At 73.9% G+C, this 18,837-nt stretch carries 16 protein-coding genes and 1 tRNA gene; 7 read left to right on the forward strand and 10 right to left on the reverse strand.

Annotated features, from left to right (window positions below; all coding sequences use genetic code 11):
• The 5 genes from B7L92_RS06825 to B7L92_RS06845 form a co-directional block, all read right to left on the reverse strand.
• On the reverse strand, nt 1–1,130 hold a 1,130-nt coding region (locus tag B7L92_RS06825), incomplete at its 3' end, for a carboxylate-amine ligase (protein ID WP_107501393.1).
• Between the two features lie 238 nt (nt 1,131–1,368).
• Nucleotides 1,369–1,707, reverse strand: coding sequence for an STAS domain-containing protein (locus tag B7L92_RS06830; protein ID WP_081236561.1), 339 nt, complete (start codon nt 1,705–1,707; stop codon nt 1,369–1,371).
• Entirely contained in the window at nt 1,704–2,990 is a 1,287-nt protein-coding gene (locus tag B7L92_RS06835; RefSeq protein ID WP_081236562.1) for a PP2C family protein-serine/threonine phosphatase, read from the reverse strand. The genes B7L92_RS06830 and B7L92_RS06835 overlap by 4 nt, the downstream gene beginning before the upstream one ends.
• On the reverse strand, nt 2,987–3,793 hold the full coding sequence (locus tag B7L92_RS06840; RefSeq protein ID WP_081236563.1) for an alpha/beta fold hydrolase: 807 nt from the start codon (nt 3,791–3,793) through the stop codon (nt 2,987–2,989). The genes B7L92_RS06835 and B7L92_RS06840 overlap by 4 nt, the downstream gene beginning before the upstream one ends.
• A gap of 60 nt (nt 3,794–3,853) precedes the next feature.
• Nucleotides 3,854–4,807: an NAD(P)-dependent oxidoreductase gene (locus B7L92_RS06845; RefSeq protein WP_081236564.1), complete on the reverse strand. Its 954-nt coding sequence runs from the start codon at nt 4,805–4,807 to the stop codon at nt 3,854–3,856.
• A 175-nt stretch (nt 4,808–4,982) separates the two neighbouring features.
• Between B7L92_RS06845 and B7L92_RS06850 the strand changes: the two genes are divergently transcribed.
• A complete protein-coding gene (locus tag B7L92_RS06850; protein ID WP_081236565.1) occupies nt 4,983–5,585 on the forward strand; it encodes a TetR/AcrR family transcriptional regulator in 603 nt (200 codons plus the stop codon).
• A gap of 77 nt (nt 5,586–5,662) precedes the next feature.
• The gene (gene htpG, locus B7L92_RS06855) at nt 5,663–7,561 is read left to right on the forward strand and encodes a molecular chaperone HtpG (protein ID WP_081236566.1); all 1,899 of its coding nucleotides are present in this window, start codon (nt 5,663–5,665) and stop codon (nt 7,559–7,561) included.
• Between the two features lie 242 nt (nt 7,562–7,803).
• Here htpG and B7L92_RS06865 read toward each other — a convergent pair whose 3' ends face one another.
• Together B7L92_RS06865 and B7L92_RS06870 are read right to left on the reverse strand one after the other, a co-directional pair.
• Nucleotides 7,804–8,889 (reverse strand): GNAT family N-acetyltransferase, encoded by a 1,086-nt coding sequence (locus B7L92_RS06865; RefSeq protein ID WP_081236567.1) that lies wholly within the window; start codon nt 8,887–8,889, stop codon nt 7,804–7,806.
• Between the two features lie 123 nt (nt 8,890–9,012).
• Entirely contained in the window at nt 9,013–9,390 is a 378-nt protein-coding gene (locus tag B7L92_RS06870; protein WP_081236568.1) for a hypothetical protein, read from the reverse strand.
• A gap of 444 nt (nt 9,391–9,834) precedes the next feature.
• Between B7L92_RS06870 and B7L92_RS06875 the strand changes: the two genes are divergently transcribed.
• The 3 genes from B7L92_RS06875 (at nt 9,835) to B7L92_RS06885 (ending at nt 14,469) form a co-directional block, all read left to right on the forward strand.
• Entirely contained in the window at nt 9,835–11,553 is a 1,719-nt protein-coding gene (locus tag B7L92_RS06875) for a PP2C family protein-serine/threonine phosphatase (RefSeq protein WP_081236569.1), read from the forward strand.
• 241 nt (nt 11,554–11,794) lie between these two features.
• Entirely contained in the window at nt 11,795–12,973 is a 1,179-nt protein-coding gene (locus B7L92_RS06880) for a S1 family peptidase (RefSeq protein WP_081236570.1), read from the forward strand.
• A 173-nt stretch (nt 12,974–13,146) separates the two neighbouring features.
• Nucleotides 13,147–14,469 carry a lipase family protein gene (locus tag B7L92_RS06885; protein ID WP_081236571.1) on the forward strand — a complete coding sequence of 441 codons (1,323 nt, stop codon included), beginning with the start codon at nt 13,147–13,149 and terminating at the stop codon, nt 14,467–14,469.
• Nucleotides 14,470–14,523: 54 nt separating this feature from the next.
• On the opposite strand, the gene B7L92_RS06890 is transcribed toward B7L92_RS06885, so the two are convergent.
• Nucleotides 14,524–14,596 (reverse strand) — tRNA-Gly (locus B7L92_RS06890).
• A 127-nt stretch (nt 14,597–14,723) separates the two neighbouring features.
• A complete protein-coding gene (locus B7L92_RS06895) occupies nt 14,724–15,296 on the reverse strand; it encodes a snapalysin family zinc-dependent metalloprotease (RefSeq protein WP_081236572.1) in 573 nt (190 codons plus the stop codon).
• 241 nt (nt 15,297–15,537) lie between these two features.
• Between B7L92_RS06895 and mgrA the strand changes: the two genes are divergently transcribed.
• Nucleotides 15,538–16,581, forward strand: a complete 1,044-nt coding sequence (mgrA, locus tag B7L92_RS06900) for an L-glyceraldehyde 3-phosphate reductase (protein ID WP_081236573.1) — start codon at nt 15,538–15,540, stop codon at nt 16,579–16,581.
• A gap of 93 nt (nt 16,582–16,674) precedes the next feature.
• Complete coding sequence (locus B7L92_RS06905) at nt 16,675–17,157, forward strand: MSMEG_6728 family protein (RefSeq protein ID WP_081236575.1); 483 nt, start codon at nt 16,675–16,677, stop codon at nt 17,155–17,157.
• A gap of 329 nt (nt 17,158–17,486) precedes the next feature.
• On the opposite strand, the gene B7L92_RS06910 is transcribed toward B7L92_RS06905, so the two are convergent.
• The gene (locus B7L92_RS06910; RefSeq protein ID WP_081236574.1) at nt 17,487–18,773 is read right to left on the reverse strand and encodes an ABC transporter substrate-binding protein; all 1,287 of its coding nucleotides are present in this window, start codon (nt 18,771–18,773) and stop codon (nt 17,487–17,489) included.
• Nucleotides 18,774–18,837: the final 64 nt, after the last annotated feature.

Raw genomic sequence — 18,837 nt, forward strand, 5'->3', positions numbered from 1 at the left:
CCGGCGGGGCGCCGGAGGCGGGGGCCGAAGACGCGGGAGGCGGCGCGGCCGCCGCGGGTCTCGGCGGCCATCAGGTCGATGCCGGTGAGCAGTCCCTCGTTCTGTGCCGCCCGGCGCATCCGGTGCGCCGCGCTCCCGGTGGCGAGGGCCTCCTCGAGCAGCGCGCGCACGGTGTCCCAGTCGCCGGAGGCCTCCAGTGCCGGGCGCAGCCGGTCCAGCATCCCGCGCAGGACGACGGGGGCCGGGGCCGCGCGGCGGGTCGCCGGATCGACGAGCTCTCCTTCGAGGCCCGAGCGCGCCGCACGCCAGGTGGCGGCGCGCAGCCATTCGTGGTGCCCGTCGCAGTGGGGGGCCGTTCCACGCTCCAGGCGGCCGACGGCGTCGCGCACCAGGGCGCGGAAGAGCCCGGCGACCAGGACCACGGTCTCGGCGCGGGGCGAGGCGTCGCAGATGCGCAGTTCCAGCGTGCGCTGGTGGGCCGACGGCCGGACGTCGTGGTAGAGCATCCCGGGGTCGCTGATGACGCCCGAGCCGATCAGCTCCCGCACGGCGGCGTCGTAGTCGGCGGCGCTCTCGTAGCAGCCGACGGGACCCGCGGTCGGCCAGCGCTGCCACAGCATGGTGCGCCAGCTGGCGTAGCCGGTGTCGGACCCGAGCCAGAACGGTGAACTGGCCGACAGCGCCAGCAGCGGCGGCAGCCAGGGGGACACCGGGCACATGGCGCGCACGGCGGTGTCCCGGTCCGGTACGTCGACGTGGATCTGCGCGCTGCAGATGAGTTGCTCGTCGGCGATCCTGCGGTAGTCGTCGGCCATGCGCCGGTAGCGGGGATCCTCGGTGACGTCCCGCGAGGTGACGCGGGCCAGCGGGACGGTGCCCGCGGCCACGACCGCCAGCCCGGCGGAGGAGGCGGCCGCGTCGAGCCGTCGCCGGGCTCCGACCAGGTCCGCGTGGAGCCCGTCGAGGGTGTCGTGCACCTGACTGTTGCTCTCCACCACCGACTGCTGCAGTTCACGTGTGAACCCGGCTCTGTCCAGCCGGTCGAGCAGCACGTCGGCGCGCGGCACCAGACGGCCGCTCTCCACGTCCAGTACGTGAAATTCTTCCTCTGCCCCGATGCGTACGGTCACCGCTCGTCCCCTTGCCCGTAGTCGTACGCCGTCCCCGCCCGCCTTCGGTCACCCGGTGGGCGGGTCGGCGTGTCCCGGGTGCCCCGAATGCGCCGCTCGCACGCCTCCGGGTCATATCCCGGCGGAGGTGCCGGTGCCATGGGCTGCGGTTTTCACCCCGGGCGGCGCCGTCGAGGGCGTCGAGCGGGCCGGTCGCGACCCGTCACGACCGGGTCGGGGCGCCGGGGGCGGGGCGCCCTCAACGGCCGAGCAGCGATGCCGCGTCGTCGCGGATGTCGAACATCCGGTCGAGACCGGTCATGTGCAGCAGGCGCCTCGTGGGGGCGGGCACGGCCACCAGGACCATGCCGGCCCCGGCCGCGACGGCGTGGTGGTGCGCGGCGATCAGCGCGGTGATGCCGCTCGAGTCGCAGAACGCCAGCTCGCTCAGGTCCACCACCAGGAACCGGCCGGGCGGGAGGTCGCCGTCCTGCGCGGCGTGGCGCAGTTCCTGCGCGTTGGTGTGGTCGAGGTCGCCGGCGACCTCGAGGGCGAGGCCGGCGGGAACGTGCGACGCGGTGATCGTCAAAGGCTTCATGCTGAGGTTGTGGATCCGGTGTCGGTGCGGCCGGTGCGGTCGGTACGGGAGGGGAGGCCGAGGGCGAGCAGGGCGGTGTCGTCGTCCAGTCCGTCGCCGAAGCCGTGCAGCAGACCCGTCAGGGCCTCGACCACACGGCGGGGACGGGCGGGAGCGAGGCCGGCGGCGAAGGACTCCAGGGCCTCGTCGCCGTAGAGCTCGCGGTTGTCGCCGGTACGGGCCTCGGTGAGGCCGTCGGTGTAGAGCAGCAGCGTGTCGCCCGGGTGCAGGGTGGTGCGGGCCGGGACGAACTGCGCCGAGGGCAGCACGCCGATCAGCATGCCGCCCCGGGTGGAGAGGTGTTCCACCCGGCCGTCCCCGCGCAGGACCAGCGCGGGAGGGTGGCCGCCGGAAGCCAGGTGGACGTGCACCGCGTCCCCCGCCCGTTCCAGCACACCGGCCACGGCGGTGCAGTACCGCGGGTCGTCGCCGGTGTACCGGTCCAGCAGGACGGTGTTGAGGATGCTCAGGTTGGCGACGGGGTCGGGATCGTGGAGCGCGGCGGCCCGCAGGGTGTAGCGGGTGAGGGAGGTCAGCGCGGCGGCCTGCGGCCCCTTGCCGCAGACGTCGCCGAGGAAGAAGGCGAACCGGTCGCCGCCGAGCGGGAACAGGTCGTAGAAGTCGCCGCCCAGCCGGCTCGCGGAGGCCGTGTGGTAGTAGCAGGCGGTCTCCATGCCGGGGATGTCGGGCAGGGCGGCCGGCAGCAGGCTGTGCTGGAGCACGGCCAGCGCCTCGTGCAGCCGCTCGCGTTCGGCCTCGGCCTGCCGGCGCGCCTCATCGGCCGCGCGACGGGCGCGCAGCAGTTCCTCCTCGTAGGCGCGCCGGTCGGTGGCGTCGAAGACGGTGGTCCTGATCAGCAGGGGTTCGCCGCCGTCGGTCTTCTTGACGGTCGAGGTGACCAGCACCGGCAGCCGGGAGCCCGTCGCGGTCCTCATCTCCAGGGCGATGCCGCCGAGGTGCCCCTGCATGCGCAGCAGCGGGGCGAAGTGGGTCTCGTGGTAGAGCTTGCCGCCGACGGTGAGCAGGTCGCCGAAGCGCATCCGGCCCACGACCTGGTCGCGGGAGAGGCCCAGCCAGCCCAGCAGCGTCGCGTTGATCTTGGCGATGGTGCCGTCCATCAGCGTGGAAAGGTAGCCGCACGGCGCCGACTCGTACAGGTCCTCGGCGGAGTCCTCCAGCAGCGCGCTGAAGGCCGCGTCGGTACCGGGCACGCCTCCGCCCGGGCCGCCCTTTCCCGCGTTCATCGACCGAGGTCCGACACGAAGGCGGAGATCGCCGAGGCGGTGGCCTCCGGAGCGCTGAGCTGGGGGCAGTGGCCGGTGGCGGCGAGCGTCACCAGCCGGCTGCCGGGTATCGCGGAGTGGACGTACGCGCCGACCTCCCGGGGTGCGATGACGTCCTGCTCGCACTCCAGGATCAGGGTGGGCGCGGTGACGCTCCGGAGGTCCTCGCGGCTGTCGGACAGGAACGTCGTGCGCGCGAAGACCCGGGCGATGCCGGGGTCGGTCGCGCAGAAGCTGTTGGTGAGCTCCTCGCCCAGTTCGGGCCGGTCCGGGTTGCCCATGATGACGGGGGCCATGGCCGCCGACCAGCCGAGGTAGTTCGACTCCAGCGACTCCAGGAGTTCGTCGATGTCCTCCGCGCTGAAGCCACCGCGGTAGCCGTCCTCGTCCAGGTAGTACGGGGACGGGCACACCATGACCAGGGAGCCGATCCGCTCCGGGGCCGCGGCGCGGGCCAGCACGCCGACCATCGCGCTCACGGAGTGGCCGACGAGGACGGCGTCCCGCAGGTCCAGCTCCTCGCAGACCTCCAGCACGTCACGGGCGTAGCCGTCGAGTTCGCGGTAGCGCTCCTCCCGCCAGGCCGACAGGTCGGAGCGGCCGGCCCCCACGTAGTCGAAGAGCACCACCCGGAAGTTCTCGGCCAGGACCGGCTCGACCAGGCGCCACATGTTCTGGTCGCAGCCGAAGCCGTGCGCCAGGACGACCGTGCGGCCGGCGGCGCGTCCGGTGACACGGACGTTGTTCCTGCGGAGGATGCTCATTCGCCCCATGCTCGCACGCCGGGCGACGGAACCGTCCGGCCGCCCGGGTCCGGCCGGACGTCACGGACTCCCGTCCGCGCCTTCGCCCGTCCCTTCAACCGCGCCTTCACCCGCCCCTTCGTCCGCCGGAGCGCCGGCGGGCGCGCCGTCCGTCCTGGCCTCCAGCGCGTGCAGCACGGCCACCATGTCCTCGTTCCCGTGCCCCCGTGCCACGGTCTCGCCGAAGAGGGTGTGGCAGACGTCGAGGAGCGGGGAGGCCAGGCCGGCCTCACGGGCGGCCCGGGCGATCAGGCGGTTGTTCTTGAGCACGTCCGTGGCCGCGGCCTGGACGGCGAAGTCGCGGGCGAGCAGCTTGGGGGCCTTCATCCGCGAGACGGCGCTGGCCATCGGGCCCGCGTCCAGCACGTCGAGGAAGCGGCGGCGGTCGAGCCCGTGCCGGTCGGCGAAGTGGAACGCCTCGGTCAGTCCGGTGACCTGGGTGATCAGGAACAGGTTCACCGAGAGCTTCATCAGCAGGGCGTTCGGGACCGGACCGCAGTCGAACGTCTCGTGGCACATGGGGGCGAGCAGGGGCCGCACGGCCGCCACGGCGGAGGCGTCGCCCGCCAGCATCGCGACCAGCCGCCCCTGCTCGGCGGGGACCCGTGAGCCGGAGACGGGGACCTCCGCGTACGCACCGCCCGCGGCACGGACGGCGGCCTCCAGGCCGGCCGAGTACTCCGGCGACGTGGTGCCCATGTGGACGACGGTGCGGCCCGCGACGCGGGCGGCGAACTCCGGGGTGCCGCGTCCCAGCACCGCATCGGTCGCCGCCTCGTCGGCCGTCATGAGCATCACGGTGCCCGCCCGGTCGAAGACCTCGGCGGGGCCCCGGGCGACCTCCGCTCCGGCGTCGCGCAGCGGTGCGCACCGGGCGGCGGTGCGGTTCCAGACGACGAGGGGCGTCCCGGCGCGGGCGAGGTTGAGCGCCATGGGCCGGCCCATGACCCCGAGCCCGATGAAGCCGACGTACACGATGCACCGCCGTTCCCGGCCCGCGCCGCGGTCCGGGCGCCGCCGCTCTCGTGGACGCCCGCGGACCCGCGGGGCGGGCACCGGCGCCACTCCTTATGACCGCTGTCATAGTAGCGGCCGCCATGACAGCGGTCATAGGGTTGCGGGGGTGGGGATCCGGTGGCGGGAGGTCGGGATGGCGGTGTCCGAGCGGGGTCCGCGTGAGCGGATGGTCTTCAGCGCGGCCCAGCTCATCCGGCGCGACGGGGTCGCCGCCACGGGGATGCGGGAGGTGGCCGCGCACGCGCGGGCACCGCGCGGATCGCTCCAGCACTACTTCCCCGGTGGCAAGGAGCAGCTCGTCAACGAGGCGGTGGACTGGGCGGGCCGGTACGCGGCCCGGCGTGTCGACCGGTTCCTGGCGGCGCTTGCCGAGCCCACGCCCGCCGGGCTGTTCGCGCAGATGGTCCGCCAGTGGACCGACGAGTACGAGGCCGCCGGCTTCGGCGGCGGCTGCCCCGTCGCCGCCGCCACCGTGGACCGCGCCGGCTCCGTCGCGTCGACGCGCGAGGCCGCGTCCGCCGCCTTCACCCACTGGACCGGTGCGGTGGCCCGGGCCCTGTCCGGCATGGGCGTGCCCGAGGAACGCGCCGAGCCGCTGGCCACACTCATGATCAGCTCCCTGGAGGGGGCGATCCTCATGGCCCGCGCCGAGCGGGACGTCCGCGCCCTGACCGCGGTCTCCCGCGAACTCGGCCCCCTCCTGGACGCGGCGGTGGGCGGCACCGGCGCACGGTGACGCCGTGACGCTGTGTTTTATTACAGTTACCGCGCCAGTTCCCGTCACTCCACGGATCAGTGAGGTAACCGCGAACCATGCCGACCGAAACGTTTGAGTTCCAGGTAGAGGCCCGTCAGCTGCTCCAGCTGATGATCCACTCGGTCTACTCGAACAAGGACGTCTTCCTCCGCGAACTCGTCTCCAACGCCTCCGACGCGCTCGACAAGCTGCGTCTGGCCGCGCTGCGGGACGACTCGCTCGACGCCGACGTCTCCGATCTGCACATCGAGCTCGAGATCGACGGGGACGCCCGTACGCTCACCGTGCGGGACAACGGCATCGGGATGTCGTACGACGAAGTCGGGCAGCTCATCGGCACGATCGCCAACTCCGGCACCGCCGAGTTCCTGCGGGAGCTGCGCGAGGCGCAGGACGCGGCCGGCACGGAGGGGCTGATCGGCCAGTTCGGCGTCGGCTTCTACTCCGCCTTCATGGTGGCGGACGAGGTCACCGTGCTGACCCGGCGCGCGGGCGAGGAGCAGGGCACCCGCTGGTCGTCGCGCGGCGAGGGCACGTACACGCTGGAGCGGGTCGACGGCGCGCCGCAGGGCACGTCGGTCACCCTGCACCTCAAGCCGGCCGATCCCGACAACCAGCTCCACGACTACACCTCGGTGTGGAAGATCAAGGAGATCGTCAAGCGCTACTCGGACTTCATCACCTGGCCCGTCCGGCTCGTCGGTGAGCGGGGCGAGGACGGCGGGGCGGCCGAACCCGAGACGCTGAACTCGATGAAGGCGCTGTGGGCGCGCTCGCCCGAGGAGGTGTCCGAGGACGAGTACCACGAGCTGTACAAGCACATCAGCCACGACTGGCGCGACCCGCTGCAGACCATCCGGATGCGGGCCGAGGGCACGTTCGAGTACCAGGCCCTGCTGTTCCTCCCGGCGCACGCGCCGCACGACCTGTTCACCCGGGACTTCAAGCGCGGGGTGCAGCTCTATGTGAAGCGCGTGTTCATCATGGACGACTGCGAGGCGCTGCTGCCGCCGTACCTGCGCTTCGTGAAGGGTGTCGTCGACGCGCAGGACCTCTCGCTCAACGTGTCCCGCGAGATCCTCCAGCAGGACCGGCACATCCGCATGATGCAGCGCCGCCTGACGAAGAAGGTGCTGTCGTCGGTCAAGAGCATGATGACCGAGGCCCCCGAGCGGTACGCCACGTTCTGGCGGGAGTTCGGCACCGTGCTGAAGGAGGGACTGGTCACCGACTCCGACAACCGCGACGCCGTCCTCGCGGTGGCCTCGTTCGCGACCACGCACGGCGACGGGGAGAGCGTCACGCTGAAGCAGTACGTGGAGCGGATGCGCGACGGGCAGGACGCCGTCTACTACCTCACCGGCGAGTCCCGGGAGAGCATCGACAGCTCCCCGCACATGGAGGCGTTCCGGGAGCGGGGCATCGAGGTGCTGCTGCTCACCGACCCCGTCGACGAGGTGTGGGTCGACGCCGTGGGCGAGTACGAGGGCAAGCCGCTGCGGTCGATCGCCAAGGGCGAGATCGACCTCGGCGCACAGGGGGACGAGAAGGCCGGGGAGGACCGGGAGAAGCAGGCCGAGGAGTACGCCGGTCTGCTCGGCTGGATGCGGGAGCAGTTGGACGAGGACGTCAAGGAGGTGCGCCTGTCGACGCGCCTGACGGTGTCCCCGGCTTGTCTCGTGGCCGACGCGCACGACCTCACGCCGGCGCTGGAGAGCATGTACCGGGCCATGGGCCAGGAGGTGCCGCGCACCCGGCGCATCCTCGAACTCAACGCGGACCACGCGCTGGTGAAGGCCCTGAACCAGGCGTACCGGGAGCGCGAGGACCGTTCGGAGCTCACCGGGACCGCCGAACTGCTGCACGCCCTGGCCGTGGTGGCGGAGGGCGGCCGGCCGAAGGACCCGGCACGCTTCGTGCAGTTGCTGGCGGACCGCCTGGAGCGCACCCTGTGACGCGACGGCGGACGCCCGCGGCTCACCCGCGGGCCGGTTCGGCGGTCCTCGGCGGTCGGGCGGCCCGCGGGCGGCGGCCCCGGCGGGTCGGGCCCCGGGGCCTGAGCACCGAGATCACCGTCATGAAGACGTAGGCGCACGGGGGAGACGACCGGTCCCGCCAGGACGTCGTCCGCGTCGGGAAGGGGGGGTGGCCGGCGGGAGCGACCGCGCGCACCGGCGCCGGCGTACGCCGGACCGGGTCAGCGGTCGCGCAGCCGGCCCGCCTCCTGAAGGACGCGCCTGGCCGCGCCGGCCAGCCGGGGGCGGTCGCGGACGAAGCGGTGGGCCGCCCTCGCCGGCTCCCGGCCCAGCCGGTACACGGCCCCGCCCGGCCCCGGCCGCACCACGGCGCCCTCGTAGACCCGCAGTTCACGGGTCTTGAGCGAGTCCTTGTAGCGGGCCGGTCCGCTGCCCAGGTCGACCGTGCGGATGCCGTCGGCCGCCGCCGCCTCCAGCATCCGCAAGTGCAGCACCAGCCCGGGCGAGTACCTGCCGTAGGCGCGGTCGTACGCCGGGAACCACCAGGAGAGCACCGTGGGCGAGCGCAACCCGAAGTGGGCGGCCACGGGGCGGCCGCCGGCGTACAGCACGGAGAGCAGCCCGCGGCACTCGGGGTCGTCGCCGTGCGCGAGCAGGTCCACCAGCCGCGTGATCCACTCCTGTGCGAACCGGTCCCGCCGGCCCGTCCGCCGGTACTGGGCGGACTTCCAGCGCATCAGCGCGCGCAGCGCCTCCGGGTCCCGGGCGTCATGGACGTACCGCACCTCGCCCACCTGCCGGGCGAGCCTGCGTTCCTTGGCCCGGGTCTGTTTGAGGAAGCCGGGTGAGCGCGCCCGCAGCCGCTCGGCGTAGTGCGCGAAGCCGCCGTCGAGGTCGATCACCGGACTGGCGAGTTCCGCGACGGCGTGCGGGACGAAGAGGTGCTGGCCCGCCTCCAGGTTGTCGAACTCCCAGGAGGAGAGCCCGCAGGCCGTCAGCAGGGCGCGCGGGTCGAGCCGGATGCCGGGGCGCAGAACGGCGCCCTGGCTGTCCGACACCCCCGCGCCGATGGCCCGGCCCCGCCCCCACGGCCCCCTCTCGTACGGGAAGAAACCGACCGGTGTGCCGTCCTGCCGCAGCACGGCCACCCTGGCACCCGGCCTGACCTGCCCCACCGCCGCGGTGAACGCCGGGTCGAGGAACGGGTTGTGCGGTGCGCCGGACTCCAGGCGCAGGTGTCTCCACGCCTTGTGCTCGCTCGGGCCCAGTTCGTCCGGCCGCACGACGAGAACGCGCTTTCCCTGCATGGATGTCTCCTGTGTCGTCGGGATCGCGGGACGTGAAAGCCCGCTCGTCGCGGGGGGCCGGTACCGGTCGGCGGACCGGACCCGGACCGCACGACGCGGGCTCCGGGGCGGTACTGCCGTCGGTCAGCAGCGAAACGTCTGCAAGGCGGTGACCGTGCGGACCGCGTCGCCCGGCCCCCGGCGCTGCGGCGGCCGGAGCGGGCGGGAAGCGGCGGTCCGCGGCTCCGCGGTCGCCGCCGGCGGGGCGCCCGGGGCCGGGGGGTGGGCCCCGGCCGTCCCCGGGGACCTCGGCGAGCGGGCGAGGAGGCGGTGGACCGAGGTGTCCGCCCCGTCCGGGGAGGGCGTGAAGACGCCCTCGGGTGCGGCCGGCACCGCTTCACCGTGCGACACCGCCGCGGGGTGGACCGTGGCGCGGGGGCCGGCCGCGAGCGCCGGGGCGCACAGGTGCAGGAGCAGCATCGAGGCCAGCACGACCACTGCCGCTGCCCAGCGAGACCGCACCGGTCACCCCTTCGACGTGCATCCCGGCGGGGGTGGGAAGAGCGGGCCGGCACCGGGCGGCCCCCCTCGGTCATGCGCCCGGCACGTCTTCCAGTAGCGCCGAGCGCGTCCCGCCCCGTCAAGCCCTCCGCCTCGCCACGCGGCGCACTCGGTCCGCGCCGGCCGCAGGGCGCCACGGGTGTCCCGCCCCTCACGCCGGGGCCGGACCCCGCGGCCCCGGCCGCTCCGGCGGGCCCGGCCGTCGCCTCGTCGCCGGCCGCGCCGTCCCCGGGGAGCCGCACGCGGCTCCGGCACGCCTGCGGGGACCGCGGTGAGAACCGCGTCACGACGGGTTCGCGCGGCCCCTTCACGGGATACTGGCAGGAGGGGCCTCACGCGCCGGAGCGGGACGAGGAGGTTCTCGGTACACCCGATCCCCGCTCAGACCGGCCGAGGAGGCGACACGTGACGGGCCCGGACGCCGTGGGCAGCACCGAGGATCAGCACCCGCCGGCCGTGCCGCCCCCGCTCTCCGCGCTGCTGGCCGCCCTCGGCACCGCCGCCTACGCGGTGAACGAGCAGGGGCGCATCGTCGCCGTCAACGCGCACGCCGAGCGGCTGCTGGCCCGCCCGGCCGGAGAGCTGCTCGACCACGACGCGCACGACCTGCTGCACCGCAACCGGTACGGTGCTCCGCTGCCCCGGACGCAGTGCGGGATGCGGGAGGCCTACGTGGCCCGCCGGACGATGCAGTCCGACGAGGAGTGGTTCGAGCGGGGCGACGGCTCCCTCGTCCCCGTCTCGTGGCTGCTCACCCCGCTCCAACTGGACAGCGGGGCGGAGATGACCCTGGTGGTCCTCCACCTCCCGCGGGAGCACGACGCGGCCGGCGCCGAGGCGAACCGGTTCCACGGCCCCCTGTCGGAGCTGGAGCGGCTGGCCCTGCTGGCCGAGACGACCACCCAGCTGACCTCCACCCTCGACGTCGAGCAGGCGCTGCGCCGGCTGGTGAGCCTGGTCGTGCCGCAGCTCGCGGACTGGGCGATCGTCGACCTGATCACCGAACACGGCGAGGTGCGGCGCACGGTGGTGGTGCACGCGGAGGACGGGGAGCTCGTGCACCGGGAGGACCTGCAGGGTCCGATGCCGCCGGTGCTCCAGGGCTCCATGAAGCCCCTCTCCCGCGCGCTGCGGGGGGTGTCCTCGGCGCTCGCCGGGCCGGAGACCTACCTGGGGGCGCCCGATTCCGGAATCGCCGTCGAACAGCGGCGCCTCTTCGAGGAGACCGGCATCCACTCGGCGGCCATCGCGCCGATCAGGGGCGTGCGCGAGGTGCTGGGAGCCCTGACCCTGGGCCGGTCCCAGCAGCCGGATCCGCTCACGGCCGCCGACCTCCCCCTGCTCGAGGACATCACCCGCCGGGCCGGGCTGGCCCTGGACAACGCCCGTCTCTACCAGCGGCAGCGCAAGGTCGCCGAGACCATGCAGCGCCATCTCCTGCCCCAACTCCCGCAGGTGCCCGGTCTGCAGATGACCGCCAGGTACCTGGCGGCGCCCGACGCCTCGCAGGTGGGGGGCGACTGGTACGACGCGTTCACCCTGTCGGACGGTGCCACCGCGCTGGCCATCGGGGACGTCGTCGGACACGATCTCGACGCGGCGGCGGGCATGGCGCAGATCCGCAACATGCTCCGCGCCTACGCCTGGGCGCAGCAGGAGACTCCGAGCAGGATCGTCGAGCGGCTGGACCAGGCCGTCCTGCACATCACCGAAGTCACCATGGCCACCCTGCTGTTCGCCCGGATGACGTTCGACGACGGCCGGTGCCGGCTGTGGTGGACCAACGCCGGCCACCCGCCGCCGCTCCTGGTCACCTCCGACGGCCAGGCCCGCTACCTCACCGAGGGGCACGGCATCCTCCTCGGCGCCGGGTCCCCCGGGCCGCGTCCCGACGCCTCGGCCGAACTGCCGCCCGGTGCCACGCTGCTGCTCTACACCGACGGCCTCATCGAGACGCCCGGCCGCTCCCTCGACGAGGGTCTGCACCTGCTGCGCCGGCACGCCGCCTCCCTGGCGCACCGCCCGCTGGAGGCGTTCACCGACCTCCTGCTGGAGCGCGCGCGTCCTTCCGGGAACGACGACGACGTGGCCCTGCTCGCCCTGCGCATTCCTCCCGAGTCGTGACGGAGCGCCGCCGGCACCGTGCCGCCGGGCCGGGTCGGCGGCCCCGCCCGGCGGCACGGGCCGACGCCGACGCCCTTTGACGGAAGGGGCCCTGCCGCCCCGTGCGAGGAGCGAAAAGGGCCCCGCATTGGCATAGACCTGACAGGAGCGGGCCGCTAGGCTCTGCTCGACCCCGTTGAGAGCGCTCTCACTCTGCGGTTGTTCCACCCCCACCTTCCTGGAACGACGAAGGGCACCTTCGATGAGACGCATCGGACTCACCCGTGCCGGCGTGGCCGTCCTGCTCCTGATCGGCGGCTGGACCGCGGCCGGCGCCGCGCCCGCCGCGGCGAACGGCACCTCCGCTCCCCCCACTTCCGCCTCCTCCCCCGACTCCGCGCCCGCCTCCGCCGGTCTGGTGCGGGCGATGCAGCGGGACTTCGGCCTGTCCCGCGCCGAGGCCGAGTCCCGGCTGGCCGCCGAACGCGCGGCCACCGAGCTCGCGCCCGAAGCCCGCAGAACCGCCGGATCCGCCTACGGCGGCGCCTGGTTCGACACCGGGAGCGAGAAGCTGACCGTCGCCGTCACCCCGGACGCCGACGCCTCCACGGTCCGGGCCCTGCGGGATTCCGGCGCGCGGGTCCGCACCGTCGAGCACAGCGCACGGCAGCTCGACGCGGCCAAGTCCCGCATCGACCGCCTCGACGCGCCCTCGGGCGTCAGCAGTTGGTCCGTGGACCCGGCCGCCAACTCGGTCGTGGTGAACGTCGTCGACGGCGAGCGGGACGACAACGATGTCCGCCGGTTCGTCGACCGGGCCCGCGCGGCCGGCCCGGTCACGGTGCGGACCGCGCCGGCCGCGGCCCGCACCTTCGCGGCGGGAACGGTGGGCGGCGACCCCTACTACACCGGCAACGCCCGCTGCTCCATAGGCTTCTCGGTCCACGGGGGATTCGTCACCGCCGGGCACTGCGGCGGCACCGGCGCCGCGGTCAGGGGCTGGGACGGCTCGCACATCGGCACCTTCCAGGGCTCCTCGTTCCCGGGCAACGACTACGCGTGGGTCAACGTGGGCAGCGGCTGGTGGACGGTTCCGGTGGTGCTCGGCTGGGGCACGGTCCCGGACCGGCTGGTGCGCGGCTCGGCGGAGGCACCGGTCGGCGCCTCGATCTGCCGCTCCGGCTCCACGACCCGCTGGCACTGCGGCACCGTGCTGGCGAAGAACGAGACCGTCAACTACAGCCAGGGCGCGGTGCACCAGATGACGAAGACGAGCGTCTGCGCCGAACCCGGCGATTCGGGCGGCGCGTTCATCAGCGGCGACCAGGCGCAGGGCGTCACCTCCGGCGGCTGGGGCAACTGCTCCGGCGGGGGCGAGACCTGGTTCCAGCCGGTCAACGAGATCCTGAGCCGCTACGGGCTGACACTGCACACGGCCTGACCGGACACACCGACAGCGGGCCCCGCCGGGCGACCGGCGGGGCCCGCTCCCGCATGTCCGGCGCGGGCGGGCCGCAAAGAGTTACCGGTCCGTAACTTACACGTGCGTTACCGACGGTAAGTAAGCGGTGCTAGTTTCCGGTTCACTTTCCTGAACAGAGCGAGGAGCGAGCCGTGAGCCGTCTGAGCAGTGTGCTGACCACCGTCGTCGCCACGACCGCCTGTGTGTGCGTGGCCGCCCCGCCCTCCGCCGCGAGCGACACCGTCGTGTCCCGCGGCGTGACCATCCCCGCCTTCTACGTCCCGCCCGCCGAACTGCCGCCGGCCGACGGCGCGCTGGTCCGGCACGAGCCGTTGCGCCTCGCCCTGGGCCTGCCCGGCCTCGACGGCAGGCCGCTGCCCGGCACGGCCACCCGCCTGATGTACACGTCCACCGACTCGACCGGCGAGCGGGTCGCGGTGACCGGCGCGTACATCGAGCCGTCCGCGGCCTGGAAGGGCGGCGGCCCCCGGCCCCTGGTGGTCGTGGGCTCGGGCACCATGGGCCAGGGCGACCAGTGCGCACCCTCGCTCGCGCTGGAACGCCCGCTGGTCCTCACCGGGGAGACCATGTCGGTCGGCTACGACAACCTGGCGGTCCACCGCCTCCTGAGCACCGGCGCGGCCGTCGTCGTCACGGACTACGTCGGCCTCGGCGCGACCGACCGGCTCCACACCTACGTCAACCGCGTCGACCAGGGCCACGCCATGCTGGACGCCGCGCGGGCGGCGCGCTCCGTGCCGGGCGCCTCCGTCACGGCCGACTCCCGGGTGGGCCTGTACGGCTACAGCCAGGGCGGCGGCGCCAGTGCCTCCGCGGCCGAGCTCCACCGGACGTACGCGCCCGAGGTGAACCTCGTCGGCACCTACAGCGGTGCGCCGCCCGCCGACCTGGCGGAGGTCATGAAGGGCGTCGACGGCAGCGCCCTGGCCGCCGCGCTGGGCTGGGCGATCAACGGCTTCGCGCAGGCCGAGCCCGATCTGCGCGACGTGGTGGACACCCATGTCAACGCCACGGGACGGGCCGCGCTGAAGGACATCTCCACCGCCTGCGTGGGTGACGGGATCTTCGGCCACGGGTTCACCAAGAGCACCAAGTGGACGTCGAGCGGCAGGAGCATCGCGGAGGTCATGGCCGGCGAGCCCCGCGCCCGGGCCGTCCTCGACCGGCAGCGCCTGGGCGCGCTGAAGCCCACGGGGCCGGTCCGGCTGGTCACCGGCGTCCAGGACGACATCGTGCCGCACGCGCAGTCCCGGCAGTTGGCGGTCGACTGGTGCCGCAAGGGCGCCGACGTCACCTACAAGGCCGTCGCCCTGCCCAACCTCGGCGACAAGATCCTCACCAACCACCTGGCCCCGCTCCTCACCGACCAGGGCGACGCGGTGTCCTGGCTGGCCGACCGGCTCGCGGGCAGGCCGGCCGCCTCCAACTGCTGGAGCATGCCGCTGCAGCGCTGAACCGCCCCCGACAGCACGAACCCCCGCCCCGGGATCCGGGGCGGGGGTTCGCAGTGGAGCGCCGGGCAGGCCTTGCACCTGCATCTCCCCGCAGGAAGCGGGGCGTCTTTCCTTGGACCACCAACGCACGGGCCGACTCCGGATGTTCTCCGGCGCCGTGACCTGACCCAACTGTAGCCTCGATCGCCTCAGTCGTCACATCGGTCACATGAGCACCGCGGCGGGCGGTCCCGTGCGCGGGGCCGTGCGGCCGGTCAGCCCGGGACCGGGACGGCCCGCGGCGCCGGTACCGGCGTCCCGGTGGAGGCCGCTCCCGCGAAGTTCCCCTCGACCTCCTCCCGCTCCGCCGCGTTCGGGTAGGGGTTCGTGCACGAGGTCCCCGCGCTGGAGCCGGACATCAGGCTGGAGCAGGGGCCGGGCTTGCGGTCCGGCAGGCCCAGGATGTGGCCGAGCTCGTGGGACGAGATGCGGACGGTGTTGTACCCCTGGTTCACGGCCTGGCGGCCGATGTAGACGGTGCCCTTGCCCAGGGAGGTGGGCAGGGCGCGCGGCCAGCCGCTGTCCGCCAGGACCCGGATGTCGGCGCGCTGTCCGGACGCGGCGGGGCGCAGCTCCACGGTGTCGACGCTCTCGTTCCAGATCGCCGCGCCACGGTCGACCGCGGACCTGAACTCCGCGGCACCGCTCGCGTCGTAGGTGAGCACGCGGGCGGCGGCCGAAGGGCCCGCGGTGTCGCCGGAGGGGGCGGCCACGGCCTGGCCGCCCAGGAGCGGGAAGGACATCACCAGGACCGCGGCCAGACCGCCGGTCAGGGTACGCACGTGCATGGTCGACCTCCTTGTGGGGGAAGGGCAGTCGTGCTCATGACACTCTCTGCCTCCCTGCCCACCGGTCGCGGCCGCCAATCCGTCGTTCCGGCCGCTCCGCGCGGAGCCCGCGATTCAGAAGCGGTGTCGCTGAATCCCATGGGAAGGATCGGTTGGACTTCCCGATCACTCGGGGGCACTGTGGGCAAGGATCCACACCATCCCACGGGACACCCCTGATCGCACCACCGGAGACGACCCGATGACCCACCTCGCCCACCCCGAGCGCTACGACGGCACCATGCGCTACCGGCGCACCGGCCGCTCGGGGCTCGACCTCCCCCTGCTGTCCCTGGGCTACTGGCACAACTTCGGCGACGACCGGCCCTTCGCGACCCAGCGCGAGATCGCCCTGCGCGCCTTCGACCTCGGCATCACCCACCACGACCTGGCGAACAACTACGGTCCGCCCTACGGCGCCGCCGAGATCAACTTCGGCCGGCTGATGAAGCAGGACCTCGCTCCGTACCGGGACGAGCTGGTGATCTCCACCAAGGCGGGCTGGGACATGTGGCCCGGCCCCTACGGCCAGGGCGGCGGCTCCCGCAAGTACCTGCTCGCCTCGCTGGACCAGTCCCTGAAGCGCACGGGACTGGAGTACGTGGACATCTTCTACTCCCACCGCCTCGACGCCACCACTCCGCTCGAGGAGACCATGGGCGCGCTCGACACCGCGGTGCGCCAGGGCAAGGCGCTCTACGTCGGCATCTCCTCCTACGACGCCGAGCGCACCCGCGAGGCGGCCGCGATCCTGAGGGACCTCGGGACCCCGCTGCTGATCCACCAGCCGTCGTACAGCATGCTGAACCGCTGGATCGAGACGGAGGGGCTGCTGGACGCGGCCCAGGAGGAGGGCTTCGGGGTCATCGGCTTCACGGCGCTCGCCCAGGGGCTGCTGACCGGGCGCTACCTGGACGGCGTCCCGCAGGACTCCCGGGCGGCGGCGGGCACGTCGTTCGACACCGCGTGGCTGACCGACGACATGCTGCGCCGCCTGCGGGCCCTCGACGACATCGCGGCCCGCCGCGGGCAGACGCTCGCCCAGATGGCACTGGCCTGGGCGCTGCGGGACCCGCGGGTCACCTCGCTGGTCATCGGCGCCTCCCGCGTCGAGCAGCTGGAGCAGAACGTCGCCGCGCTGGAGAACCTCGACTTCGACGCCGGGGAACTGGCCGAGATCGACACCTACGCCACCGACGGCGGCGTCGACCTGTGGCGTGAGGCCCGGCTGGGCGCCCTCGGCTGATCCGCCCGGGTGTGCGCCGCCGCGGAGGGGGAACTGTGGTGCGGTGAGCCGCGCTCCGCGGCCGCGGCCCTCCCCCACGGTTCGGACGGACCCATGCAGACGTTTCTGCCGTACCCCGACTTCTGCGGGTCGGCGCTGGTGCTCGACCGGCGCCGGCTCGGCAAGCAGCGGGTCGAGGCGATCCAGGTACTGCGCGGCCTGATCGTCCCCGGCTACGGCTGGCGCCGGCACCCGGCGGTGCGCATGTGGACCGGCTACGAGGAGGCGCTGGTGCGGTACGGCCTGGAGATCTGCCGGGTCTGGCGCGACCGGGGCCACCAGGACAGCTGCGCCGCCACCCTCGTCGCCGATCTCGCCGCCGTACGGCCCGGCGCCCCGGTGCGCGGTCAGCGGGAGCTGGCCGAGGCCGGTGAGCTGCCGCCCTGGCTCGGGGACGACGCCCTGCACCGCAGCCACCGCTCGGCGCTGGTCCGCAAGGACCCGGCCGTCTACGGGGAACTCTTCCCCGGCGAGCCGGACGACCTGCCGTACGTCTGGCCGGCGTCCGACCGCGACCCCGAGGCGGTGGCCGACTGACCCGCCCGCGGCACGGGCCGGCCCCGCGGGACGCGGGAGGCCGGGTCCGGCCGGTTCACCGGCGGTCCGTCAGCCCCGGCGGGGGCCGGCCGCAGCACGGCGAGGACGCGCCGCAGCGCCGCCCCGGGGACCTCGGCGGACGGAGGTCCGCCGTCCCGGACACCGAGGAGCGCGGCCCCGCCGCCGGCGCGGAGGACGCCGTGCGGACCGCGCCCGGCGGCCGGCGGGTGCCTCGTGCGGGGCGAACGGCCCGTCCCCGCCCCGCACGCGCGGACGGCCCCGGCGTCCCCTCCCGGGGTGCGCCGGAGCCGTCCGGGCGTGCCGTGCTCCTACCGCGAGGACAGGTACTCCTCGACGCCCGGAGCCGTGTGCGCGTCCTCCTCGTTCACCACGCCGCCGACCGCCTCGGCGTCGGGCTTCAGGACGTACGTCTTCACGCTCGCGGGGCGGTCGACGTCGGAGAAGTCCTGCGCGGTGCCGAGACCGGTGTCGGCGTTCTTCTGGGAGCGGTGCGCCTCGACGACGTCCTCGCGGGTGAGACCGCCCGCCTCGCAGGCCTTCTTCAGGTCGGTGCCCAGGAGCTGCGCGGCGTTGTACCCGGACAGCACCCCGGAGTCGACCGGCGAGTCCGGGTACTTCTTCTTGTAGGCCGCCACCATGCGCCGCACCCCGGGCAGGTCGGAGCTGACCGCGGGCGCGGCGCTCACCACGTTCAGCAGGGCCGCCAGGGCCGGCGCGGCCGGGGTCTCCATCAGCTGGGGCGCGAAACCGGGGGCGCTGCTGACGACCGGGACGCGCAGGCCGCGGGAGGCCGCGACGCCGACCAGGGAGGCCGTCTGCGCGGGACCGGCGCTGATCAGGACGGCCTTCACCCCTTCCTTGCGCAGGGCCGAGACCTGCGCGGACAGGTCGGTGTCCGTCGCCTGGATCTTCTGGCCGGCCACCTTCAGGCCGGCCTTCTCGGCCGCCCAGGTGGACCCCTCCAGCGCGTTGGCGCCGTAGTCGCCCTCGAAGTAGACGTGCCCGATCGTGTCGCCCTTCTTCAGGCCCTTGGTGCGGGTGAGGAAGTCGACCGCGGCGATCATGTCGACGTCGTACGTGGTGCCCAGCACCTGGATGGCGTCCTTGCCGAGCAGGGAGGCCGCCCAGGCCTGCGGGAAGGTGAGCACCTTGTCGCGCTCGACGTCGTCGAGCAGGGCCGCGACGACCGGGGAGCCGATGACCTGGGGCAGGGCCACGACGTCCGGGGCGATGTCGGCGTACGCGGTGACCGCCTTCTGCACGTCGTAGCCGTGGTCCTTGACGACGATCTCGATCCTGCGGTCGCAGATGCCGCCCTCGGCGTTGACCTCGTCGGCCCACATCTGCTGCGCCTGCACGATGCTCTTGCCGAGCGTGGCGTAGGGGCCGGTCAGGTCGGTGAGGGCGCCCAGCCTGATGGTCTCGGCGCCGACGCCGGGACCGGTGCGGATGCCGTCGGCGGCGTCGCCGCCCCCGTCGCCGCCCTCCGCCTTGGAACTGCATCCGGTGGCCGCGAGCAGCAGGGCGAGGGTGCCGACGAGGACGGTCCCGGTGGTGCGGTGCCGGTTGCGGTGCCTGCGGTGCGTGGTGTTCACGGGGTGTGCTCCTTGGATCGTGCGGCCGCGGCCGGCTGCGGGGGCGGGGGGACGGGTTCCGAGG

This window comes from Streptomyces viridosporus, assembly GCF_002078235.1.
GTDB lineage: Bacteria > Actinomycetota > Actinomycetes > Streptomycetales > Streptomycetaceae > Streptomyces > Streptomyces viridosporus.